A 23,049-nucleotide genomic window follows, 5' to 3' on the forward strand; every position below is an offset into this window, starting at 1 on the left:
CTGATCGCCTTCGGCGTTCCGGTGGTCTAGTAGATCGACGGAACGAAGACTTCTTTTGGTATCGGATTGCGTTGATAGTCGTCGCTGCGTCGCCGTTCAGGGAGCTTGACCGAATCTTGTTCGACTTCCTGATAGGGAATCTGCTGCAACAGATGGTGGATGCAATTCAAACGGGCTCGCTTCTTGTTGTTGCCGTCCACGATCCACCACGGGGCGCCTTCCAAGTTGGTTTTCTCCAACATGATTTCTTTGGCAACGGTGTACTGTTCCCACCGACGGCGTGATTCCAAGTCCATCGGACTCAGCTTCCACTGCTTCAGCGGGTCATCAATGCGGCACTGAAATCGAAACGCCTGTTCTTCGTCGGAGATCGAAAACCAATACTTCAACAAGTGGGTTCCCGACGAAACGATCATCCGTTCGAAATCTGGGACGGTCCGAAAAAACTCCTGATACTCTTCTTCGGTGCAAAATCCCATGACGCGTTCCACACCGGCGCGGTTGTACCAACTGCGGTCGAACAGCACGATTTCGCCGCCGGCGGGAAGATGCGGTACATAGCGTTGAAAGTACCACTGCGTCTTTTCGCGCTCATTGGGTGCCGGCAGAGCGGCGACGCGACAAACACGCGGATTCAGCCGCTGGGTGATGCGTTTGATCACGCCGCCTTTTCCCGCCGCGTCGCGGCCTTCGAAGATGACCGCAATCTTTGATTTCGTGGCAACCACCCATTCCTGCAACTTGACCAATTCGATCTGCAGTCGCAGCAGGTGGCGAAAATACTGGGTGCGTGTCAGTTTCGGTTGCCTGCCATCGTCGTTGCGTTTCTCCTCGGTCTGATCAAGCAGCAGATCACGCAGTTCGGCTTCGACTTCTTCGTCGATCGAATCCAACACTTCCTCGCGGATACGTTGATAGTCATCCATCTTTATTCTTGTCACGTCGCCGTCTTCGGTTTGCTTGGTGATCAGTCCTTGGAACGGTATTCGGCCAGCAGCGCCGCAAGGAATTCCTTGATCGTATTCAGTGACAGTTCGGCACCGCGCATGTGTTCTTCCAGATGGTCGATTTGAATCTGTTGAGCCTGACTCTCACGCCGCGCCAGTTCGGATTCCAATTCGACCAATGTTTTCTCGGTATCGGCGATCAGCCTGCGAATGCTGTGCGTCGAAATCTTCTTGATATCCGTCACAGTGATCTCCTAAACGATGCTGGAAACACCGAGGCAGATCCCCGGAATGATGAAAAAGACGCCCAAAATATACGCCAGGGCGACAAACTTGTTCTCGGCCGCGGTCACCCCCATCCATTCCGCCGCACGAACCGGCATGAATCGTAGCAGGGGGATTCCGTAAATGATCAGCACGCCCAGAACGTTGTACGTCAAGTGAATGAATGCGATCTGCAGCGCTGCATTCGCGTTGCCATCGACGGCCGTCGCCGCCAGCAACGCCGTGATGCAAGTTCCGATGTTCGCCCCCAGTGTGAACGGATAGATCTGTTTGAGACCAAAGGCTCCTGATCCAGCCAACGGGACCATCAAAGATGTGGTGGTGGATGATGACTGGACGAAAACAGTGACGATGGTTCCTGAAACGATTCCCGATATCGGTCCTTTGCCGATCGCGGCGTGCATGATCTCTTTGGCTTTACCCACCATCAATTGCTTCAACAGTTTGCCGACGTAGTGGATGGTAATAAAAATCAATACCACCCCGCCAACAATCAGCAGTACGCCGCCCACTTGGTCACCCAATTCCAATGCGTAATGCTTCGCATTGCCGACCACGGGTTTGGTCGCGGCTTTAACAAAATTTAAATTCCCCATCGACGCGTCTTCGACCACAAACAACCCGGCCAAAGCACTACCGATCTTTTCAAGAAATCCGAACGCCATCTCCAAGGGCAGGAAGATGACCACCGACAGCAAATTGAAAAAGTCGTGTACCGTCGCCGCAGAAAACGCGCGAGCGAATTCCTTCTTTTCACGGACATGCCCCAGCGAAACAATGGTGTTAGTGATCGAGGTTCCGATGTTCGCCCCCATCACCATTGGCACCGCAACAGAAACGGGCAGCCCGCCGGCAACCAACCCGACGATGATCGATGTCACCGTCGATGACGATTGAATCAACGCGGTCGCAACGGTCCCCACCACCAAGCCGGCGAACGGGTTGGTGGCGAAGGCAAACATTTCTTTGGCTTCGTCGCCGGTGGCGGCCTTGAATCCCGAACCGATCAGACCGACGGCACAGATCAAGAAATAGACCAACATCGCCACGGCCAGCCACTGGATCAAATTGGACTTTGACGAAGTGGCTTCCAACAGTTGCGGATCGGGTTCCAGCAACGATTCGCCAACGATTTCGTTGCCTTTTACGCCCGTCGCTGCCGTGGCGTCGCTCATGATTTTTCTCAATAGATTCGCATCGAAAAGATAGATCGGTGGACCACGGGACGCCTCGCAAACGGCACCTGTCAGAGGGATGTCATCACCTAACCACACGCCAGGCTCAGCCTGAGCATTCGGGTCGGGTTTGCCTAGACATCGTGCCACCGATTCGCCGAATCTTAACAAAGCGAAAACGAATCGGGCGACTTACAGGGTGCGACAGCTCTGGAGTTGCCCCCCCCGCGGCCGATCACAACTCTGTGTTCGCTTGCCAGCGGGCGGTCCGCCGACCGTTACGATTTCGTTGCATCACGGTTGCCCATCCTCGCCGGTGGACTGGTCGCTTCAATGGCCACCAGTTTTTCCAGTATTCGATAGCGGTGTGGGGCTCCTTCAGGCACCATCCACGAATCGCCACGGTGCAGCGTGGCGGTTTCGCCATCCAGATCGATCTCCAACCGGCCCTGGATCACATAGCCGACGGTTTCGTACTTTCGCGTCCGCATGTCCGCCCAACCGCAGGGCGATGCTTCCCAGCGTCGCATCGCGACTTGTTTGCCCGTCGCCAAATAGTCTTGGCCCATATCACCGGACGGTGCAGTTTCAGTGGGAGTGACTTGAGGAATATCCATCAGCGTTTGCTTTCACTTTCAAAGGATCGTCTTGATTGTGTTGGTGCGTTCAGGCCACCACGTCTTCGCGTTAACGATGTTGCAAAAGCCGGACCCTATTGACGATCCCAAAGAAAACGCTTCGGCCAGTGACGTGACCTCCACAACATCATGCGTTTCGCTGAATGGTCGTGGGCTCGGCAAGGGCTTGGCAAGTCGGTGATTTTTCTTTCCAGCGCGTGCTCAATCGCGTGGGCCGACGGGTTCAACAAGATCGGCCGAAACACTGTTCGGTCAGCGTGCAGCAGTGCCAACGGCACAAGGTTTGCGAATCAGAGGATGCCTCGGTCATCTTCAGACCGTTCCGCACGCCCCCCTTACACGGCCAAAGCCCACGCATGGCAAAAGCGAAATCGGACCTTGCGACCATCGCCGCAGTCGCTCAGTTGCTAGGCGTCGTGGTCGCCGTGGCAGCTTTGTTTTTTGCTCGCGAAGTCTTCATTCCGCTCGCCCTTGGGTTGCTGCTTTCGTTCCTGCTCAGCCCTATCGTCGACCGCCTGCATCGTTGGGGCGTTCCCAATGTCGCGGCGGTCGTTGCAACAGCCGCCCTGGCATTTCTGTTCTTGGCGGGGCTTTTCAGTTTACTCGGTCGCGAACTGACCACCTTGGTCGGTCAACTGCCGGAATACCGCCATGAATTGATCGACAAGGCTCGTGGCGTTGCCGGCCTGACCGGTGGTGTGGGCGGGTCGCTGGATGAATTGGCGGAAGACGTCAGCGAGGCGATCGAAGAGGGCACCGAACTGGAACCGGGCGAATCCGAAGCCGACGACGCAGAAGATCCGAGCGCGGAAGCAGCGTCGTCGCCGACTCTGATTCAAAAGTGGACCGATCGCCTGTTGCCGGAACCCTTGACCCAAGAAAAGCCGGACAACGATGGTTCGTCCTTGAAGCGGCCGCTGTATGTCAAAACCGTTCAACCAAACGCGCCCCTGGCGTCCTGGGCGACGACCGCGGGCACCGTTCTGGGGCCCTTGGCAACCGCGGGACTGGTCAGCGTGTTTGCATTGTTCCTATTGATTTACCGTGATGACTTACGAGACCGAATCATCGCGGTGGTCAGCCACGGCGACTATGTGACCACCACCGAAGCGATGAATGAAGCGGGCGAACGAATCAGCCGCTACTTGATCGCGCAAACCATGATCAACGTGGTCTATGGAATCCTGCTAGCAGTCGGGCTGTCTTTGATCGGCGCGTTGATGACGGACGATGGTTTTCCAAACGCAGTATTGTGGGGCGTCCTTGCCATCTTCTTGCGCTACATTCCCTATATTGGCCCCACGGCCGCCGCGATATTTCCATCGGCCATCGCGTTAGCGGTGTTCCCAGGCTACAGCGTTTTTCTGACCGTGGTCGTGCTGATCGCCACGATGGAACTGATCTGCAACAACATCGTCGAACCATGGTTGTACGGCAGCAGTACGGGGATTTCCGCCATCGCCGTGATCACGGCCGCAGTGTTCTGGGGCTGGTTGTGGGGCCCCGTCGGACTGTTGCTGTCCACGCCCTTGACGGTCTGTTTGGTGGTCGCCGGCCGGTACGTGCCAAGCTTTCGTATTTTGACGACGCTGTTGGGTGAAGACGTTCAAATCAAACCTGGAATGAGGTTTTATCAGCGTCTGTTGGCCGGCGATGAACTACGCGCCAGTGAACTGTTGCGTGAACGCATCGAATCCCAGGGTTTCCCCGCCACGTGCGACGATGTCATCGTGCCGGCATTGAAGCGCATTCGCCTGGACCACGATGCCGATCATTTAAACGAGGCGGATGCGAATCGTTTGTTCGCACTCGCAGGCGGCTTGATCGCCGATTGCAAAACCATGACAGGCGATCCAGCAGATGAAGTCGACGCGTCATTGGACGACGCACCGGGGCTTCCCACAATGATCGGCTGCACGTCGCATCATTTCAGCGAAACTTTGGTGTTGAATCTTTTGCGGATCGGCGGCGGCGGAACGTACCACTTGAATGTCATTGATGACGACGTCATGCCAGACGACGCCGGACGCACCATCAAGGATCATGATCCGCCCTTGGTGGTGATCGCATTGCTTCCCAAAGGCGGCTTCCCACAAACGCGTTACCTTTGCCAGGCGATCCGTGATGAAGGCTACACCGGTCCAATCATTGTGTCGGCTCTGGGACGATTCAAGAATTACGATCGGCTGTTCGTCGGGCTACGAAAAGCGGGCGCGACTTACATGACAACGACTTTCACCCAGACACAGAACAAAATGGAAAGCCTTCTAAGGCGACACGCACGGCCGGCCTGCCACATGTCGTCGGTCGCTGCGGCCGAAACGTCCCCATGAATGCACCATCCCTGACAGGAGCCGTGGGCACTGCCTACGAATCACCATGCCCACCATTTTGATTGTGGAAGATCACGATGACATCCGTGATATGATCGCCCGCCGTATGGAGAAGCATGGCTTTTCCGTGGTTACCGCTGGCAACGGCGTCGAAGGAGTGCTGGCGGCGGCCCAGTCGGCCCCGGCGCTGATCTTGATGGACATCAATATGCCCGAACTTGATGGCATCGAAGCCACGATGCAAATCCGCGCCGCTGCCCCGAACCAGCAAACCCCGGTGATTGCGCTGACGGCGTACGCCTTGCCAGGCGATGCCGCACGCGCCAAAGCCGCGGGGTGTGATGATTTTCATCCCAAGCCCGTGGACTTCGATCGACTGTTTCAACAGATCGAACACCTGATCGGACAGACGACTAGCGGCTTGGATCCGTCATCCTGACGCCTTGCCCCTGATTTGATTCATCCCCCCGGTCCAACGTCGCTCCCTTCTCTCAATCGTCGTATTGATCAAAAACCATGACAACTACTGAACCGACCGTCGCGGGCATGGGTCCGATCATCCTGGATCACGGTGTGGCCTTTCGCGTGTGGGCTCCGCACGCCGATGCGGTCAGCGTGATCGGTGACTTCAACGACTGGAATCCCGATGCGACGCCGATGGTCGGGGAAGACGCAGGAAACTGGTTTGCCATCGTCGAAAATGCGAAGCCCGGTGACCAATACAAGTATGCGATCACACACGGCGACACGACGATGCAACGCATCGACCCGAGAGTCCGCCAGGTAACCAACAGCGTCGGAAACGGTGTGGTGCATGATCCATACTTCGACTGGCAGGGCGACGATTTTTCGATGCCCAATTGGAACGAGTTGGTCATCTATGAAACGCACATCGGTTCGTTTCACCGCGACGGCGATGGGGATGTGGGGACGTTTGACGACTACCGAAAACGTTTCGACCATCTGCGCGGCCTGGGCGTCAACGCCCTGCAAATCATGCCGATTGCGGAGTTCGCCGGTGATCTTTCTTGGGGATACAACCCTGCCCATCCCTATGCGATCGAATCAGCTTATGGTGGCCCCGATGGTTTTAAAGTCTTTGTCCGCGAAGCCCATAAAGCCGGATTTGCGATCATCTTGGACGTGGTATACAACCACTTTGGTCCCAGCGATCTGGACCTGTGGCAGTTCGATGGTTGGAATGAAAACGAAAAGGGCGGAATCTACTTTTACAACGACCATCGTTCCAAAACGCCCTGGGGCGACACTCGACCGGACTATGGTCGCGGAGAAGTACGGTCCTACATCCGCGACAATGCCATGATGTGGCTGGAAGACTATCACGTCGATGGTCTGCGATACGACATGACGTTGTACATTCGCAGCGTCGATGGCAGCCCTCATACCGAGATCCCCGAAGGCTGGGGCTTGACCCAATGGATCAACCGCGAAGTCCATGGCTTCAAGCCTTCGGCGATCACCATAGCCGAAGACCTGCAGAACAACGATTACTTGACCAAGTCGGATGCCGATGGCGGTGCCGGGTTTTCCACGCAATGGGACGCGCGTTTTGTCCATCCGATACGGGACGTGCTGACCCAACCTGACGATGCCAGCCGTGACATGCACAAGGTCATTCATGCGATCAACCATCGCTACAACGGTGACGCGATCCAACGAGTGATCTACACCGAATCACATGACGAAGTGGCCAACGGGAAAGCCAGGATCCCCAGCGAAATTGACCATGCCGACACGGATGCCTGGCACGCCCAAAAACGGTCGACCCTCGGGATTGCCCTTGTGATGACCACACCCGGAATCCCGATGTTGTTTCAAGGGCAAGAATTTTTGGAAGACGGTTGGTTTCAAGATCACGAGGAATTGGATTGGAACCAAGCCGACGACCATACCGGCATCATTCGCCTGACGTCGAAACTGATTCGGTTGCGAAAGAATATCGACGGGTTCACTCGCGGCTTGACCGGCAATCATGTCGACATTTTCCATGTCAATCACGGCGATAAAGTGGTTGCGTTCCGACGTTGGCTCGACGGCGGACCGAATGATGAATGCGTGGTCATCATCAATTTTGCCAACCGACATTTCAGCCAGTATGAATTCGGCCTGCCACAAAGCGGCACGTGGCAACGTCGATTCAGTAGCGATCGAAAACAGTGGAGCGATGACTTCGCGGGCGCCGCCAGCGGCGACATTGTGGCGACCGACGCACCCTATGACGGCCAACCATTTAGGGCCAGCATCGAATTGCCGCCGTACACCGCGCTGATTTACAGCCAATCGGCTTCTGCATCCGCGTAACAATGCCTAGCGGATGATCGGCGAACGGAGTGCCCCCGCGGTGACGGTCAACCGGCATCGCAGTCGGTATGTCACCCGACAACGTTTCATTTTCGATACGGAGCAACGTCAATATCGTGGCGTTTCAACAGCTTATTCATTCCCTGTCGTGACAAGCCCGCCTGACGTGCCGCGGCGGCAATGTTTCCGCCGTGTCGCTGCAACAAGACGTCCAGATAAGCACGGTCCGCACGATCCAACGCTTCGTCGCGTGAGATCTCCGCCAGATCATCAACAAGCCCCTGTGATTCTGTTTCGGCAACCGCAGTGGTCAGCGTTGTGGGCAAATCAGCCGGCTCGATCCACTGCCCATCCGCCAGTGTCAGAGAACGCTCGACCACGTTTCGAAGCTCACGAATATTCCCAGGCCAACGATACCTGCGAAAGCAATCAAGCGTCGCATCGGAAAACCCAAGGGCCGGTGAATCCGGGGCACGCAATCGATGCAGAAAAGACTCGGCCAGCAAAACGATGTCTTCCTGTCGCTGTCGCAACGGAGGCAAATCGATGTGGATCACCGCCAGGCGATAGAACAAATCGCGACGGAAACGATCTGCATCCACTTCGGTTTGCAGGTCGCGGTTGGTTGCACAAATGAATCTCGTGTCCACCCGGACCACCGTATCGCGACCGACGGGCGTGAAGGTTTGTTCCTGGACCACACGCAACAGTTTCGCTTGCGAAACCAGCGGCAATTCCCCCAATTCGTCGAAAAAGGCCGTGCCCCCATCGGCCGCTTGCAACAAACCGGATTGATCACTGACGGCACCGGTGAATGCACCTTTGACGTGTCCGAACAGGGTGGATTCAAACAATGATTCCGGGATGGCGGTGCAATCGATCACTTGCAACGGCCGCCCAGATCGCGGGCTACGCCGATGAATCGCCCGAGCAATGACTTCCTTGCCGGTGCCACTTTCGCCTGTAATCAAGACGCTTGTATTGCTGGCCGCAACACGATCGACGATTTCCATCACCTCCCGCATCTGCTGGCTTTGGCCGACCACATCAATGCCAAATGAATCCTTCCCCTTACCGGTCGTTTCGCCGCGTGTGTTCGTGTCTGAATCGTTGGGGTCTGTCCTACCCGCGACCTGTGAATCGGACTTGGCCGCCGATCCATCACGCTGACGACTTTCGTTCAGCGATTGTTTTCCATGGGCCAAAGCACGTCGCACGGCCACCAACAGTTCATCCAGCTTCACCGGCTTCAGCAAATAGTCGGCGACTCCCAACCGCACACTTTCGATGGCCGACGAGGTCGATGGGACCCCCGTAACAATGATCATCGGTGTGTCGCTGTATTTCGTCCGCCCTTCGTTCAACAGTTCAAGCTTCAAATTTCCCGGCATATTCAGATCGGACAAAATCAAATCGAACCGATGGTTGTTTAAAGCGTCCAAAGCGTCGTTGGCGTCCTCCACACAGACACACTGATAGCCTTCCTCGCGCAGGAACTCCGCTGTCGTTTCGCGGTACAACGGCTCATCGTCAGCAATCAAAATTTTGGGTGTCGGTTCGGTCATACAGGTGCGATCGCTCGGTTCCTACAGCGTCCTTGGCAGATCAACGGTAAACACGGCCCCTCGGCCCACCTGGCTTTCGACGCGAATGTCCCCACGCATGCCCTCGACCAGGCCACGCGTGACGGACAAGCCCAACCCCATCCCTTGGCCGACCTTTGCCACCTTGGTGCTGACGAATGGATCAAAGATTCGGTCGATCAGATCTTCGGGGATACCGGACCCCGAATCGGAGACAACGATTTGAAATCGTTCGCCATGCGGTTGAATACTCACGTGGACCTCTTGGCCTCGCTCCGACGCCTGTATCGCATTGTGAATCAGGTTGATCAAGACCTGCTTCAGCTCACCACGACGCAACTGAATTTGATCCTTCCCCAGCGTCACCCGTGATGGCAGCGGTTCGAAATGCCATTGCACCGCAACCCCATGTTTGCGAGAGGTTGGCAGTGTCAACGATTCCACGTGCCGCTGTGTTTCGTGGATGGAAAACGTCGATGCCGACTGTTCGCTTGGACGATACAGTCGATGCATTTGATGCGTGATGCTGCTGATCCGTTCAATCTCATCATCGATCAAACTTAACTTGTCATAATGCTTGACCGTGTCGGGCAAATGCCGTTTCAGCAAAGCGAAAGCATTCCGAATTCCCGCGAGCGGATTGTTGATTTCATGAGCAACCCCGGCCGCCAGTTCTCCGATCGCCGCCAGCTTTTCCATCTTCAGTCGGTGTTCTTCCAGCTGCGCGATCTTTGCCGTCCGTTCTTGAACCAACTGTTCCAGATGCTCGTTCTGCAGTCGTAGTTTTTCGCGCAATTCGCGGATCTCCGTCACGTCACGCACGCTGACGCGAAACCCTAACGATTGTCCATCGTCGTCACGAAGCGGTTGCCAGGACATGGCCATCCAAGGTGTCGATCCGTCACGATGCGCGACCCGGAATTCAACATTGTTTTCGGTGCTACCCGCGACAGCATTCCGCAGGTGCGCCGCCATTCGCTGTCGATCCTCTTCGACAATCAGCGGCAATGGAAAGGCATCCATCGCGGAACATTCCTGGGGCGTGTAACCGGTAAACCGGCGGACGGCATCGTTCACCCACAGCAGGTCCCCGGTGGTTGAAAACCAGATTTCCCAGTCGACCGTACCCTCGGCGATCGCGCGAAAATACTCCGGTGCAATGGGCTGACCGGGATTATGAGGGACCGGTTTTTGGGAAGCAGAGCGTGACGGTGCGTTCATCCCAAAATTCTAAATCAGGTCGCCCGTCGGTCGTAGCCAGTGCCCGCCGAACGCGGCCATGAAAAACCCGTTCAAACCGTTGACTAGAATCCCCAGGAACGTCAACGTCGGTTGACGGTGCGACAACGCCAGTCGACACGATCGCCATGAAAAGAGGGCGTTTCCCGCGATATCGGGCCGTTTTTTGGCTTTGGCCTGCTGCTTGCTTCCTTCATTCAATGACCAACGCCGACTTCAGCGGTGGGACAAACTTGTTCGCGATGAACGGATGATTTGAACCAGGTTGTCTCTGCCGGAATCTCTTTCCAGAGGCCGCAACATGGCTACCATTTTTATCCCCGAGTCGCAACATGTGACCCCCGTACCGACGGCCCGACACGCCGGCCGCCGTCAACGTGAAAGCGAATCGTACTTTCACAATGAAAAATCCGCGGACACTTACCGGGATCCCAGCGAAACAACCTTCGCTATGGAATCCAGCGATACCGAAGCGCGTCATTTATTGGGAATGTTTTTGTTGATGTTCGCGTTGATGGTGCTTCCGGCTTTGCTTTTGATCGTTTACCTCGTCATGAACCCCGATGCGTTCATGTACGAGATTGCTCCGCAAAGGGATTTGTCATCATGGCATCCAGGAAAATCGTTGTGACGTGCGAGGATCATGCACGCTATCGATGAAGTCCTCTTTCAACCCGAACGAGATTCGATCTCCGCGTGAATGCTGTCCGACGCCGACGCCCGATTTGTGGTCGGCATGCTCTGACGAAAACGCACTGACGTCGAAAATTCAAAATGCTTGAGCCAATCGCATTTGCCCCCCAGCGGTCATGCGATGTGCGTCATCTCGTACACGGCAAAGTCTTCAATCATGCCCTCGGTCGCGGCCTGGTAGTCCTTCAGATGCTGGTTGTTCATATGCTTCTGCCAGGCCTCGCGAGACTCCCAGTTTTCAAAGAACAGGAAGTGTGCTGGGTTGTCATTGTCTTGGTGCAAGTCGTACTGCTGGCAACCTTCTTCGGCACGCGTGGTCGGGACTAGTTTTTCAAGTTCCGCTTTGACAATGTCGATCTTGTCAGACTTCGCGGTGATGTCGGCAACGATGGTCAGTTTGGCCATGTAAAGATTTGATATCGAGCGCAGGAAACGAATTTTCGACGGCCCGGATCGGCTGTCGGTGATGACCCCATCACGTCCAGGTTGTACCTGATCGTTGTCTCCCACAACATCCGCCGCCTCTTGGCGCTCTCATCCTCGCGGTTGTCAACCCCACGGCCTTGCCGCTCTCAACCACAGCGTCGCTGAACGCAGGGGACCTCCGTTTCACTGGTTTGTGCTTGAACAACCAGACTGGCCGATGAACGACCGCAGCGACTCCCAAACCGTTGCCGGCTGGGCCGTCTTCCGTGCATGAAAGGGCCTCCCAGGATTGCGGCACGGGCTTTGCGAAAATTTTCGGTCGTAACGAGCAGCAACAAAATGACTTCAACAAAGGATGATTTCCATGTCCAATCGAAAAGCCATGTCCAATCGAAAAGCCATGTCCAATCGAAAAGCACTGAACGATCAAATCACGGTCAGTGGTCAACCCTCGGAATCTGAAATCTTGGGCCTTCCCGACGATGGCTTTCGCTCCGTCATCAATTTTCGCACTACTGGCGAAGACGACCAACCGATCGGTCCGGACCAGGAACGCAAGTTGGTGGAATCAGCGGGCATGAAGTACGTCCATGTGCCTGTTTCGATGGATACCATCAGCCACGATACCGTCGACCAGTTTCGACAACAGTTGGAAGCATTACCTAAACCGGTCTTTGCACACTGCAAGTCAGGCAAACGTGCCGGCGCCATGACAATGATGCATGTCGCGGTTGAGAACGACATGTCGGGCGAGGAAACACTGTCCAAAGCCGAACAGATGGGCTTCGAATGCGACGTCCCCGAATTGAAAGATTTGGTGAAGTCCTACGTCGACCAACGTAGCGATGCATCGACGGTTCAAAGTGGCAACGCCAGAGACTGATTGATTCGGTCACTGGCAATCGATATTCGGCATCAGACAACGGTCCAACCATGATTTTCGAACAGCACTTCGTTCCCGGTCTTGCAATCGCGTCCTATCTGGTCGGTGACGAAAAGACGTCACAGGCTGCCGTCATCGATCCCACACGTGACGTCGAAACCTACGTCCAGTTTGCGAAACGGAACGGCCTGCACATCAAGTACATCTTGGAAACTCATGTGCACGCAGATTTCGTCTGTGGTTCCATGGAATTGAAAGCACGGCTGAACGGCGACGCCGAGATCATCACCAGCGGGTACGGCGGCGATGACTGGGCACAGGCGTTTGCAGATCGCCATGTCCAAGCGAACGAGACCGTGGAGTTTGGTGATATCAAACTTGGGTTCGAGCATGTCCCTGGGCACACACCCGAACACATCGCAATCACTCTGTACGATCGCTCCCGCAGCGACGATACCCCATGGGTGCTGTTCAGCGGTGACTTTTTGTTTGTCGGCGATGTCGGCCGGCCTGACTTGCTGGGCGACGATCAGAAACAAAAGTTGGCCCGCGAACTGTATCAAAGCGTTTTTCAGCGACTGGATGACATCCCCGACATCACGGAGATCTTTCCTGCTCATGGGGCAGGCTCTCTGTGTGGCAAAGCGATCGGATCACGAAGATCGTCGACCGTCGGATTCGAACGCAAGTTCAATGAATCTTTGCGACCGCTGCCGGAGGAGCGTTGGGTCCGCAAACTGTTGGACCAGATGCCGATGTCGCCTCCCTATTTCAAGAGGATGAAGGCGATCAACCGTGATGGGGCACCGATCATCGGCCCCGAATTGCCGGGCCAGATTCGACAAACCGCAAAGGCAGTCCGCGACCGTGTGTGTGAAAACTGTTTGATCGTCGACACGCGATCCAAAGAAGCCTTTGCCGCGGCGCACATCCCAGGATCGATCAGCATTCCCAACGGCCAAAACTTGCCCACATGGGCGGGATGGGTTTTGCCCTACGACCGTCCGGTGATGATCGTCGTCGACGATCCCAATGACATGTCCGAGGTCACGACTCACTTGCTGCGGGTTGGCTTCGACGACGTCTGCGGTTACTTGGAGGGTGGTATCGACGCCTGGGAAGGTGCGGGATATCCGATCGCACGTCTGCAGACGATGTCCGTCCACGACCTGAACCGAAAATTAGACTCCGAAAAACGCTTAACCGTTCTGGACGTTCGTACGGAAAAGGAATGGAACGGCGGGCATATCGATGGTGCCATTCATATCCACGGCGGCCAGTTGCAAGATCGCATTGATGAAGTCCCTAAAGACGGGCCCATCGCGGTGGTCTGCGGTTCCGGCTATCGCGCGTCGATCGCCGCGTCATTCTTGCTTCGACACGGTTTTGATGACGTGACCAACGTGATCGGCGGCATGTCAGCCTGGAAAGCGGCCGACTTGGCCACGACGTGATCCATCACTGCGTTTCCTGACTAGCGACGCATGTGATCACCGGATCCCCAAGGATCGACATTCATCCAACAGCTTGGCCGCATTGCGAAAACTGTTCCCGGCAAATTTGTCTTTCCAGAGTTCGGCGTTTTTGCTTCCGGGCCTTTGGACTCGCACATACAACCAATACGAGAACAGCATTCCCACCAGGCCGATGGTCAATGACGGAACCAAGACGTTCGGATGCAAGACTTGATCCAGTCCAGCGGCGACACCGGCGGGGATCCACATCAGCCACCAAGGAAAACCAATCAACGGTGTCAATCGCAGGTACAAATCACGAACGCGGGTGATACTGGATCGTACATCGTCGACCGATTGCGAATAATCGATTCGTTTCATCCGTGTCATCACGGCGATGGCGGCTGCGATGAACACCACACCGTAGACATGAACGATGATGCCTATGGCCACGCGGGTTGGATTCCCGATGTTCTGCGACCACCCGAAAGCCCCCAGTCCGATCAACAGCACGCCGACGATGATCTGAACGGCCTGCCAGCGAAACAACGGTTTCAGTGCCGATTGCACTTGATTCATCAAGTCGCGACGGGTCAACAACCAACGTGTGGCGGACTCTTGCTGTTGCACACCACCGCGATCGACATCGACAGGAATGCGCTGGCCGGGATGATCAGCCATCGATTCCACAGGGATCTCGCCCGCGACCAATGTAGCCGCCAAACCGGAATCGTTGCTGTCAGCGATTGACTTCAAGTCCGACTTGATCTCGCTGGCCGCCTGATAACGCTGGCTTGGTTCTTTTTCCAAAGTTCGCAAAACGACCTCATCCAGCCGAACATCGATGGCAACCTTTTGGGACGGTGCCGCGAAACGCCCCATGGGCAACTCACCAGTCAGCATCTCGTAGAACACCACCCCCAGCGAATAGATATCGGCGCGATGATCCACCTGGTGCGTTCCTTCGAATTGTTCGGGTGCCATATAGCGGGGCGTTCCCATCACCTGATGGGTTCCGGTCAGGTCAGTCGCCTGGCTGGGGCTGTCCAACAGTCGCGACAACCCAAAGTCGACGATTTTGACGGTGCCCTGATGTGTCAGCAAAATGTTTTCCGGCTTGATGTCGCGGTGGATCACCCCGTTGTCGTGCGCGTACTGCAAAGCGTCACACAGATGAGGAATGATTTCCAAGGCATGCTTGGGTGACAGGCCGCCGGCGCGGACGACGTCACGCAACGTCGGTCCATCAACGAACTCCATCAGAAAGAAGAACGTGTCCTGGACGTTTCCGAATTCGAAGACCGACACGATGTTGGGATGATTTAACTTGGCCAACGTGCGTGCTTCGCGAGTGAACCGCAACGAGAACTTGGCGTCGTGGGCAAATTCCGCCGGCAGAATCTTCAATGCCACGACGCGATCGAGCCCTTCTTGTTTGGCCTTATAGACGGCTCCCATGCCGCCGGCCCCCAACAGTTCGATCACCTGCAAATTGGGAAACATGTCCGCGACACGCTGGACCGGCGGCGGAACAAAACCACTGGACGGCCGATCGCCTTCGTTCAAGGCATCCCGAATGTCATCGGCATGGTCGGGAAAACGATCCAGATACTGGCTCGCTTCGGGCGATTCGCCGCGTCGACGTCGATAATCGGCATCCAAAACAATCAACTCGGCCAGCAGAACGTCACGTTCCTGATCGGAAACCCCTTCGGATAAAACAGATTCAATCGACGGAGGATTGCCGGTCTGCCAAGCCTTTTCGAAGGCGGCACAGCGATCATCGATTTGCTCCAGAATCTGGATCGGCAATTTCTGTTGACGGATGTTCATCGGTGGCGAGCAATTCCTGTTGGCATTTCTGTCGAATCAAATGCAGACGACGTTCGATCGTCCGTTCGGAACACCCAAAACGCTCGGCCATTTCCGCGTTCGAGTAGCCCTCTAACTTGGCACCCGCCAAATCGCGAAGCTGCCCGACACCCAAATGCGAAAAAAAACGCTCGACCGTCTCTCGCATCATCAGAACCATCTCCGGCGAAGGTTCATCACCGATGATCTCAATCGTTTGATCGTCGTCCGCCGCCGCGTCGATCGAACCGACGGTGGCCCGACCGCCGCGTCGCCGCCGCGAATCGTGCCGCCGCTTATCCACGACTTTGCGGGCCGACATCCGCAACAACAAGTACCACAGGTCATCGCGGTCTGCCAAATTTGGAAACCTTCCTTGCTCGGCCGCCTCATAGAAGCTGTCAAAGACGCTTAGCACCACGTCTTCTTCATCGCTGACCGCTCGGTTTTGTCCCAGCAATTGCCGCCGCACGACGCGAACAAGTCGGTCAAAGTATCGGTGCCAAATTTGATTGGCTGCCAACGAATCGCCCGCCTTGACCTGATCAATCCAATGGCTGACCTCGTGAGTGTCGGACATGTCGTCAGGTTCGCCGATTGGGATGCGGGACGATGGAAGGATTGGACAGTGGATGGGTCCACAGCATAACCCACGTGCACGATGGGTCAGCGCGGCATCGTCGGCTGGACCATCATCAACGGCCGCTTGGACGTCGGAACCGCCGGATGGTCGGTGTACAACAGCGGGCCGATTTCCCGAGGCAGGTCAGTTTCGATCATATCAGCGCCCCGACGCAACAATTGCCGATAATCACGCCGAAGCGATTCGTCATCCGCGACTGCACGGGTGAAAAACTGACGATCCAGATTCCTTGATGTCCCGACCATCGCCAGCGTTCCCTTTTGATGAACGGCTTCGTACAGCGATGGGTCCGTGGGAGGCTGATGTCCCAGAAAGGCAATCACGTTTTCCCAGGGGACTCCCGATGCGTCAAAGGCCTTCAGCTTTTCGTGACTGGGAATCATGACCTCCATCATGATGTCGGGGTTCATGGCGTGACAGGCACGCACATCTTTCAAGCTGCCGACGATCATCATCGCGTAGGATTCGGCGTGGTGTTTGGTAATGATGTTCACGCGTGTTTCCAGCGGCACATCCTTTTGATCCAACACCAGCACAGTCTTTCCCTTGGCCCAATGCAGCACTTCATCCAACGTTGGAATGACATGATTCGTGACCACGCCATCGATGTCTTTCAATCGGTACTGTTTCAATTCCGACAGCGTCTTTTCGACCACCTTTCCCGTACCCGTCGTCGTTCGATCCAGCGTCGCATCATGGTGAACGATCACTTCGCCGTCTTTGGTCATCCGCGGATCGATTTCCAAGAGCGCAAAGCATTTTGACAATGTGTGTTCAAAGGTCGCGATACAGTTTTCGGGATATCCGCTGGCCGCGCCGCCGCGATGAGCACTGACCACGGGCAAACGATGACCGGTGTAGCGAAACAGTTCTCGCAGTTGCCGGGGTGTTTCGGCAGAAATCCGGTGCATCACCGCAGCCGAATGCGGGTCGCGAGGGCGAGGATCGTCGGCAAGCGACGATGATGGTCCCAGCATGGTGGCGGCCAACAGCCCATACAGAAGCCCACTGATCAATGAATCAGAAACGTCTTTCACAAAGCACGCCATTGCAATTTCTAAACCTGATGGGCCAACGATTGGCCGAATGCAAAATGGTCCAACCGTCATGAACCACTGCCACCGGCCGGGATCACGATGGCAGATTGCCATCATGTGGCCTTGCATGATAACCGGTAGGGCGCCTGCACGGTTAGCACGCGGCGGCCTCCATGCATCGCATGTCGATGGATGAAACCGAATGAAGAAAGCGGTGACGATTGCAACAGGGCAAACGGCACCGCGGCAGCGGACTGCCGGCAAGCAAGATTCCGGTCCGCACAAACGCAAGGGCGGTTCACGTCATCTTGGCCGAGACCGATTCGACGCTGGGGACGCCGTTCAGTGCGGCGATCATTTCCACCGCGTTGCTGTTGGCTGAAGGAGTGACACGGTACAGCATCTCCATCGCGGCCCCACGACGTGTGGTTTCCGCTGACAGCAATTCATAGCTGTCGGCGAAGCGACTGATCTCGCTTTCCCAACCGTCGGTCGCGCTTAAACCGACCTGCAAAGTCAAACGCCACGCTTTGGTCTTCTTTTCACCCTTGTTCGATTCGGCCTTGCCAGAAGGCGGTTTGGATGAGTTCAGGAACGTCGCAACTGCAACGACCGAAAGCCCGAGGCCGACGACCCAGTACTGGCCGGCCCCCACTGCCATGCCGGCCACAACGGCGGCCAACACAAAGGCAACGTCGCGGGTCGCCGGAACGGCGGTGCGAAAACGCACGATCGAAAGGGCGCCGACAAGACTGAACGCTCGCGCAATATTGTCACCGATGATCTGTGTCGCCATCGCGATCAAGATGCTCATCAGAATCAATGTCAGCGACAACGTATCCGGTTCCCCCGCCGGACGACGACTGCGGGCGATCCAGGCGACGACCATGCCACACAGCCAAGCCAAGACCAATCGCATGCCCAAGGTCGTCACCGTCGGATCGACCTCCGACGCATTCACATTCATCATCCATTCAGGCATAACAAAGCGACTCCACCTGGGAATCCATCGAGCCTTCCCCACGGCTCGCGGCAAGGGCTTGCATCGCGTGCCGGTACTTCGAAAACCCGGACGCAGGGATCGTGAAGGTTCGCAACAGGTCTTTGAACATCAGTGGCAGGATGCCATGGAACTTCAGTTCCAAAACCTTGCCATTGCCAAACCGGACGTCCGGGCGAAATCCCGACGCGTGTGGAACGGTCCAACCGTCCGCCGGGGACGCAGTCATGCCATCATCGATCGTCAGCCGAACGGTCTGACCGTCGATCTGTGCGGTACGAGCGAAGCGGCGATAGGCGATGTGCACCGTCGGCTGAAGCCCGCGCCGGAACACTCGGCGAGAGAACCAATGATCCCCCACCGCATCGACCGCTGATTCACCGCGGAAGACCGAAAGCCCGCCTGACGCCCCATACGCTGCGGCACCGCAGCAAGCGTAGAAGTCCGCTTCGACAACCGACGACCGTCGCTTTTTGACCACCATTCGCTTCTTGCGTTTGGTTTCCAACCACAGCGACGATTCGTTTCCGTAACGTCGAATGCGGTGCTTGGTCCGTCCCACCCGACCAGTCGCACGCAACAGATCCAACTCGGGCGAATCCAAATACAGATTGCAGACCTGATACCGATCGTCATCGTCACAGTGGCAATTCGGATCCACATCCATGTGTTCACGAGCCCACTGGGCGACCTGGTCAGCGATGCAATCATCAAGACGGAATTTCATCTCGATGCGTTTCATCGTGGGACGTTTCTGGTCCGGAATCTGGGTACTTGGCTGGTTCATTGAATCCACTTCCCTGGCGTTCGAAAGTTCATCGGCGTTGCGACCGAGCGGTCAACAACGCCACACACACACGGTCGCGATCGGCTGTCATTCGCCCGCCGGGCTTTCGACTTTGACGCGATCGGCCACATATCGCTTCAAGTACTCGCTTCTACCTTGGACAAAGTCCTTCAACGGCGGACGATTTCGCGGTCCACGTTGCTCCGGTTCGAACTCCTGCTTTCCATTGGCATCACCTGATGTAGTGGCAATGAAACGCTCGTAAGTCGTCAGAGCATGAGTTTCGGTCTTCACCACCGGCGCAATCAGTTGCAACTGCGACTGGACAAAGGGTTCCAGTGTTTCCCAGTCCAGTGATTCATTGGCCAAAGTCTTCAGGTTCGCCAAAAACTGATCGCGATACGCGGGCACGGCCAACACTTTGCTGTACAGCGGCTTGTCCGCATCATTCATCGCGGTGAAAGGATCCAAGCCCACCGGCGACGATTCGCCGTCCGCCTGACGTCTGCCGCCCGGTCCGTGCTCGGATCGATCATCCCGACGGGGCGGGCCACCAAAACCGAAGCTGGGAAGGTCGAAACCGCCGAATCCAAAACCTCCACGCCCGCCGGGTCCTCCCGGACCGCCGCGTGCCGGGCGGAATGCTTCATTCATGTCGTGGGGAATGAAGTGAAACTTGTCATCTTTGCCCAAGTAGATGCTGTAGTCGCTGGCACGTACCCAGTAACCATCACCGTTGATCAAACCGACGTCCAAGGCAAGGAACCAAAGCAGACCATCGACGTCACAGATCGCTTCCAACTTTTCGGGCAACTGTTCGGTGGAGGTTTCGTTCAAGACTTTGCAAAACTGCATCAGCTTGGCGGTCGCTTTTTCACCACCGGATTTGATCTCGTAGGGATGCCCGTACGCTTTCAGATCATCGCCGCGGTAATCCAAACCGCCTCCACCGCGCGGTGATCCATGGACCTTCCATCGTGCACCTTTCTTGGTGTCGTAGTTCTCTTTCAGGAAGTCTTTGTTGTACTGTTGCGCGTTCGTGTAGATCCCCCAGTCTTCACCATTGATCACAACGCGAACAAAGTTGGCCTTCGGAGCCGGGATGTATTGACGGGCGATGTGAGAATACAACACGGTGCTCATCATTGAATCATCACCGTGGGCGTTCAACAGATTCAGCGTCTTGTAACCCATCAACCGCTGCTTCGGGTCGGCCATGTCCATGGCAATGTTGAAGGACCGCTTGTATCCGGTGCCGACATGATCATAGGAAGAGGCCCCACGGAATCGGATGCCGCACCCCGGATACGTTTGCCCATCAACGGTCAATTCGGCGGCCAGATCGACATCGGTATTGTGAAAATCTTCCAGTTCGGCTTCCCAATCGTCGGTATCAAAGTCGATGAAGATCGTCCGCAAGACACTGGTATCGTACAGATCGCCTTGCTGAGCTGGCGTTTCGGATTTGGCGACTTGACCACCGGTGGAAACAGCCGGCATGCCACCGGCGTGACTGAAGCGTGCGGCGATCGTGCGAACGTCAAACTGAAATGCCCGGCTGGAACGGACTTCGTCACGAGCTCGGCTGCGCTCGTCATCGTCCAGCCACCCGTTTTCATCGGTATCAAAGGCATCGACCAATTCGATGCTTTCCTGTTTGCCTGGCCCCACGGACGCGTAGGCCACAGCCATGACGCCGCCAACGGCAACCAGTGCGATCAACAACAAACGTTTCTTTTTCATTCCCGTGGATCCGACGAGTGGAGGAATAGGGGGGACTCGTCATTCCATGCGCCATCGAGCCGCAAATGGTGCCAATCTTTTCGTATGCCGCCCGAGACGAATCACGAGAGATCTCCGCGATTTGGCCCGCAGGTACGGCCAAAGACGCATTAAACGCAGGGCCACGTTGTTTCACCCCAGACCATGAAAGCGAACTGGCCCGGTACACTGCGAACCCTTTACCGCACGATTCCCCCGCATTCGGTCGCCCCACGCCCCATGTCTGTCGCCACGCCAAGCCCCCCTCGCGCTGTTGCGAATCTGACGCCGGAACAGATGCCCGTCCCGGACGAACAGCTTCACAGCTGGCCCCACTTTTTGGGGCTGTACGCCGGTGAACATGTTGCCGCAACGGAATTTGTGATCGGTGCAACCTTCGTCGCGTTGGGGGCAACGACCCAGGACATTCTTTGGGGACTGTTGATCGGCAATGTTTTGGCGATCGCCAGTTGGACCCTGATCACCGCTCCGATCGCGGTGCAAACTCGGCTGAGTCTTTACACCTATCTGCACAAGATCGCCGGCGACCGGATGGCCGATCTTTACAACGGTGCGAACGTGCTGATCTTCACCGTCATCTCCGCTGCCATGATCACGGTGTCCAGTACCGCGGTGCGACTGCTATTTGGAATCCCTGCCCAGTTGCAGTGGTTTCCCACCAGCGGGCTGTTCGTCTTGGTCGTTTTGGGTGTCGGAGTCATCGTCGTGTTGATAGCGATGTACGGGTTCAATGCCGTCGCGGAATTTTCAAGCATTTGCGGTCCATGGCTGGTCGTCATGTTCACCTGCGGTGCTTTGGTACTGATGCCCGCGTTGGCCGAGTCCGTTTTGGGGCGTACGGAACTGATGGGCATGAATGACTTCATCACCATCGGTGACCACTCAATCTGGACTGGTACCGCGGCCGACGGATCGCCGGGTATTGGATTGTGGGAAGTGATCGGATTCGCTTGGGCAGCCAACACGATCACTCATTTTGGCTTGATCGACATGGCGTTGTTGCGATACGCCAAGCGATCCATCTATGGCTTGTGCACCAGCGCGGGAATGTTGTTCGGCCACTATGTCGCGTGGATCGCTGCTGGCATCATGGGTGCGGGCACGGCAGCCCTGGTGCAAAAATCGATCGCTGAATTGGACCCCGGCGATGTGGCCTATCAAGCATTGGGCCTGTCGGGATACGTGATCGTCATTGTCGCCGGATGGACGACCGCGAACGCCAACCTCTATCGCGCTGGCCTGGCGGCCCAGGCCATTTTTCATCACCACTCACGACGGAAAGTGACATTAACGGTCGGCTGTGTCACCGTCTTGATCGCATGTTTTCCGTTTGTGTTTAGCAAAATGCTGCCCTTGCTGACGTACGCGGGATTGTTGGTCGTTCCGGTGGGAGGCATCGTGTTCGCCGAACACTTTCTGTTTCCGATTCTGGGTTGGACTCGCTATTGGTCGAAATACCGAGATCTTGAAACCAGCGTCCCAGCCATCGCGTCTTGGGCGGCTGGACTGGTCTTCGGCTTCGGGATGAATGCCGCAAACGTGATGTCCTTTTTCTACTTATTCTTACCCACGTGGGCGTTCACAATCGTCGTTTACTGTGTACTGGCTCGGTTCTACGGAGCTGCCGATTCGTATGAAGACCAAATTCAGCAGGAACAGAACGACATGGCTGCGATTCGTCAGTGGCAACAGGAACAAGCCGCAATTCATCACCATGTACCACTGCCCAAATCAACACCAACGAAAGTCTTGCGTACGGTCGCTTGGCTGTGCCTGTTGATCACCATGATCTTGGCGCTGCGAGTGATGTTTGCCAGCCCCGACATGTCGGTTTACGAATCCCATGTCACGGATTTTCACCGTTGGGGTTTCTTGATGACGGTGGGATACTTTGGCACCGCCTACGCCGCGTTACGTATCGAAAAAGCAAGAAATTTGAATCTCTCACAAGAAGTGAAGGCGAGCTAGAAC

20 protein-coding genes are annotated in these 23,049 nt (G+C 56.0%); 7 read left to right on the plus strand and 13 right to left on the minus strand.

Annotation, left to right across the window (positions count from 1 at the left end):
• Positions 1 to 26: 26 nt before the first annotated feature.
• The 4 genes from ppk2 to HFP54_RS23820 all read right to left on the minus strand — a co-directional run bounded on the left by ppk2 (position 27) and on the right by HFP54_RS23820 (position 3,024).
• Positions 27 to 926: a polyphosphate kinase 2 gene (ppk2, locus tag HFP54_RS23805; RefSeq protein ID WP_146416126.1), complete on the minus strand. Its 900-nt coding sequence runs from the start codon at positions 924 to 926 to the stop codon at positions 27 to 29.
• 41 nt (positions 927 to 967) lie between these two features.
• Positions 968 to 1,192, minus strand: coding sequence for a hypothetical protein (locus HFP54_RS23810; protein WP_146414858.1), 225 nt, complete (start codon positions 1,190 to 1,192; stop codon positions 968 to 970).
• Between the two features lie 9 nt (positions 1,193 to 1,201).
• The gene (locus HFP54_RS23815; RefSeq protein ID WP_168567077.1) at positions 1,202 to 2,407 is read right to left on the minus strand and encodes a Na/Pi symporter; all 1,206 of its coding nucleotides are present in this window, start codon (positions 2,405 to 2,407) and stop codon (positions 1,202 to 1,204) included.
• 278 nt (positions 2,408 to 2,685) lie between these two features.
• Positions 2,686 to 3,024, minus strand: a complete 339-nt coding sequence (locus HFP54_RS23820; protein ID WP_168567078.1) for a cupin domain-containing protein — start codon at positions 3,022 to 3,024, stop codon at positions 2,686 to 2,688.
• A 377-nt stretch (positions 3,025 to 3,401) separates the two neighbouring features.
• Between HFP54_RS23820 and HFP54_RS23825 the strand changes: the two genes are divergently transcribed.
• From HFP54_RS23825 to HFP54_RS23835, 3 genes are all read left to right on the plus strand, one after another.
• On the plus strand, positions 3,402 to 5,378 hold the full coding sequence (locus HFP54_RS23825; RefSeq protein WP_168567079.1) for an AI-2E family transporter: 1,977 nt from the start codon (positions 3,402 to 3,404) through the stop codon (positions 5,376 to 5,378).
• 46 nt (positions 5,379 to 5,424) lie between these two features.
• Positions 5,425 to 5,817, plus strand: coding sequence for a response regulator (locus HFP54_RS23830; protein ID WP_168567080.1), 393 nt, complete (start codon positions 5,425 to 5,427; stop codon positions 5,815 to 5,817).
• Positions 5,818 to 5,894: 77 nt separating this feature from the next.
• A complete protein-coding gene (locus HFP54_RS23835; protein WP_235952289.1) occupies positions 5,895 to 7,700 on the plus strand; it encodes an alpha-amylase family glycosyl hydrolase in 1,806 nt (601 codons plus the stop codon).
• Positions 7,701 to 7,786: 86 nt separating this feature from the next.
• Here the strand turns inward: HFP54_RS23835 and HFP54_RS23840 are convergent, their stop codons facing one another.
• Together HFP54_RS23840 and HFP54_RS23845 are read right to left on the minus strand one after the other, a co-directional pair.
• Positions 7,787 to 9,265 (minus strand): sigma-54-dependent transcriptional regulator, encoded by a 1,479-nt coding sequence (locus HFP54_RS23840; RefSeq protein WP_168567081.1) that lies wholly within the window; start codon positions 9,263 to 9,265, stop codon positions 7,787 to 7,789.
• 21 nt (positions 9,266 to 9,286) lie between these two features.
• Positions 9,287 to 10,504: a PAS domain-containing sensor histidine kinase gene (locus HFP54_RS23845; RefSeq protein ID WP_168567082.1), complete on the minus strand. Its 1,218-nt coding sequence runs from the start codon at positions 10,502 to 10,504 to the stop codon at positions 9,287 to 9,289.
• A 319-nt stretch (positions 10,505 to 10,823) separates the two neighbouring features.
• On the opposite strand from HFP54_RS23845, the gene HFP54_RS23850 reads away from it, so the two are divergent.
• Entirely contained in the window at positions 10,824 to 11,153 is a 330-nt protein-coding gene (locus tag HFP54_RS23850) for a hypothetical protein (protein ID WP_168567083.1), read from the plus strand.
• Positions 11,154 to 11,329: 176 nt separating this feature from the next.
• Here the strand turns inward: HFP54_RS23850 and HFP54_RS23855 are convergent, their stop codons facing one another.
• Positions 11,330 to 11,620, minus strand: coding sequence for a putative quinol monooxygenase (locus HFP54_RS23855; protein WP_146414866.1), 291 nt, complete (start codon positions 11,618 to 11,620; stop codon positions 11,330 to 11,332).
• 421 nt (positions 11,621 to 12,041) lie between these two features.
• Between HFP54_RS23855 and HFP54_RS23860 the strand changes: the two genes are divergently transcribed.
• Together HFP54_RS23860 and HFP54_RS23865 are read left to right on the plus strand one after the other, a co-directional pair.
• Positions 12,042 to 12,524 carry a protein tyrosine phosphatase family protein gene (locus tag HFP54_RS23860; RefSeq protein ID WP_168567146.1) on the plus strand — a complete coding sequence of 161 codons (483 nt, stop codon included), beginning with the start codon at positions 12,042 to 12,044 and terminating at the stop codon, positions 12,522 to 12,524.
• Positions 12,525 to 12,574: 50 nt separating this feature from the next.
• Positions 12,575 to 13,978: an MBL fold metallo-hydrolase gene (locus tag HFP54_RS23865; protein ID WP_168567084.1), complete on the plus strand. Its 1,404-nt coding sequence runs from the start codon at positions 12,575 to 12,577 to the stop codon at positions 13,976 to 13,978.
• Between the two features lie 36 nt (positions 13,979 to 14,014).
• On the opposite strand, the gene HFP54_RS23870 is transcribed toward HFP54_RS23865, so the two are convergent.
• The 6 genes from HFP54_RS23870 to HFP54_RS23895 all read right to left on the minus strand — a co-directional run bounded on the left by HFP54_RS23870 (position 14,015) and on the right by HFP54_RS23895 (position 21,039).
• Entirely contained in the window at positions 14,015 to 15,811 is a 1,797-nt protein-coding gene (locus HFP54_RS23870) for a serine/threonine-protein kinase (protein WP_235952293.1), read from the minus strand.
• On the minus strand, positions 15,759 to 16,409 hold the full coding sequence (locus HFP54_RS23875; protein WP_168567085.1) for an ECF-type sigma factor: 651 nt from the start codon (positions 16,407 to 16,409) through the stop codon (positions 15,759 to 15,761). Before HFP54_RS23875 ends, HFP54_RS23870 begins: the two co-directional genes overlap by 53 nt.
• 86 nt (positions 16,410 to 16,495) lie before the next feature.
• A complete protein-coding gene (locus HFP54_RS23880) occupies positions 16,496 to 17,521 on the minus strand; it encodes a glycerophosphodiester phosphodiesterase family protein (RefSeq protein WP_168567086.1) in 1,026 nt (341 codons plus the stop codon).
• Positions 17,522 to 17,807: 286 nt separating this feature from the next.
• On the minus strand, positions 17,808 to 18,491 hold the full coding sequence (locus HFP54_RS23885; RefSeq protein WP_168567087.1) for a DUF4956 domain-containing protein: 684 nt from the start codon (positions 18,489 to 18,491) through the stop codon (positions 17,808 to 17,810).
• On the minus strand, positions 18,484 to 19,296 hold the full coding sequence (locus HFP54_RS23890; protein ID WP_168567088.1) for a polyphosphate polymerase domain-containing protein: 813 nt from the start codon (positions 19,294 to 19,296) through the stop codon (positions 18,484 to 18,486). The genes HFP54_RS23885 and HFP54_RS23890 overlap by 8 nt, the downstream gene beginning before the upstream one ends.
• A gap of 87 nt (positions 19,297 to 19,383) precedes the next feature.
• Positions 19,384 to 21,039, minus strand: a complete 1,656-nt coding sequence (locus HFP54_RS23895; protein WP_168567089.1) for a CotH kinase family protein — start codon at positions 21,037 to 21,039, stop codon at positions 19,384 to 19,386.
• 258 nt (positions 21,040 to 21,297) lie between these two features.
• Between HFP54_RS23895 and HFP54_RS23900 the strand changes: the two genes are divergently transcribed.
• Positions 21,298 to 23,046: a purine-cytosine permease family protein gene (locus tag HFP54_RS23900; RefSeq protein WP_168567148.1), complete on the plus strand. Its 1,749-nt coding sequence runs from the start codon at positions 21,298 to 21,300 to the stop codon at positions 23,044 to 23,046.
• Positions 23,047 to 23,049 lie beyond the last annotated feature (3 nt).

The sequence above is a fragment of the Crateriforma spongiae genome (assembly GCF_012290005.1).
Classification (GTDB): Bacteria; Planctomycetota; Planctomycetia; order Pirellulales; family Pirellulaceae; genus Crateriforma; species Crateriforma spongiae.

Excerpts from the sequence above, each read along its gene's own strand:
- HFP54_RS23860 (WP_168567146.1), top strand. The coding sequence starts at position 12,042 with ATGTCCAATCGAAAAGCACTGAACGATCAAATCACGGTCAGTGGTCAA.
- HFP54_RS23820 (WP_168567078.1), bottom strand. The coding sequence starts at position 3,024 with ATGGATATTCCTCAAGTCACTCCCACTGAAACTGCACCGTCCGGTGAT.
- HFP54_RS23855 (WP_146414866.1), bottom strand. The coding sequence starts at position 11,620 with ATGGCCAAACTGACCATCGTTGCCGACATCACCGCGAAGTCTGACAAG.
- HFP54_RS23840 (WP_168567081.1), bottom strand. The coding sequence starts at position 9,265 with ATGACCGAACCGACACCCAAAATTTTGATTGCTGACGATGAGCCGTTG.
- HFP54_RS23865 (WP_168567084.1), top strand. The coding sequence starts at position 12,575 with ATGATTTTCGAACAGCACTTCGTTCCCGGTCTTGCAATCGCGTCCTAT.
- HFP54_RS23870 (WP_235952293.1), bottom strand. The coding sequence starts at position 15,811 with ATGAACATCCGTCAACAGAAATTGCCGATCCAGATTCTGGAGCAAATC.
- HFP54_RS23900 (WP_168567148.1), top strand. The coding sequence starts at position 21,298 with ATGTCTGTCGCCACGCCAAGCCCCCCTCGCGCTGTTGCGAATCTGACG.
- HFP54_RS23850 (WP_168567083.1), top strand. The coding sequence starts at position 10,824 with ATGGCTACCATTTTTATCCCCGAGTCGCAACATGTGACCCCCGTACCG.
- HFP54_RS23825 (WP_168567079.1), top strand. The coding sequence starts at position 3,402 with ATGGCAAAAGCGAAATCGGACCTTGCGACCATCGCCGCAGTCGCTCAG.
- HFP54_RS23830 (WP_168567080.1), top strand. The coding sequence starts at position 5,425 with ATGCCCACCATTTTGATTGTGGAAGATCACGATGACATCCGTGATATG.
- HFP54_RS23895 (WP_168567089.1), bottom strand. The coding sequence starts at position 21,039 with ATGAAAAAGAAACGTTTGTTGTTGATCGCACTGGTTGCCGTTGGCGGC.
- ppk2 (WP_146416126.1), bottom strand. The coding sequence starts at position 926 with ATGGATGACTATCAACGTATCCGCGAGGAAGTGTTGGATTCGATCGAC.
- HFP54_RS23880 (WP_168567086.1), bottom strand. The coding sequence starts at position 17,521 with ATGGCGTGCTTTGTGAAAGACGTTTCTGATTCATTGATCAGTGGGCTT.
- HFP54_RS23890 (WP_168567088.1), bottom strand. The coding sequence starts at position 19,296 with ATGAACCAGCCAAGTACCCAGATTCCGGACCAGAAACGTCCCACGATG.
- HFP54_RS23875 (WP_168567085.1), bottom strand. The coding sequence starts at position 16,409 with ATGTCCGACACTCACGAGGTCAGCCATTGGATTGATCAGGTCAAGGCG.
- HFP54_RS23835 (WP_235952289.1), top strand. The coding sequence starts at position 5,895 with ATGACAACTACTGAACCGACCGTCGCGGGCATGGGTCCGATCATCCTG.
- HFP54_RS23815 (WP_168567077.1), bottom strand. The coding sequence starts at position 2,407 with ATGAGCGACGCCACGGCAGCGACGGGCGTAAAAGGCAACGAAATCGTT.
- HFP54_RS23885 (WP_168567087.1), bottom strand. The coding sequence starts at position 18,491 with ATGCCTGAATGGATGATGAATGTGAATGCGTCGGAGGTCGATCCGACG.
- HFP54_RS23845 (WP_168567082.1), bottom strand. The coding sequence starts at position 10,504 with ATGAACGCACCGTCACGCTCTGCTTCCCAAAAACCGGTCCCTCATAAT.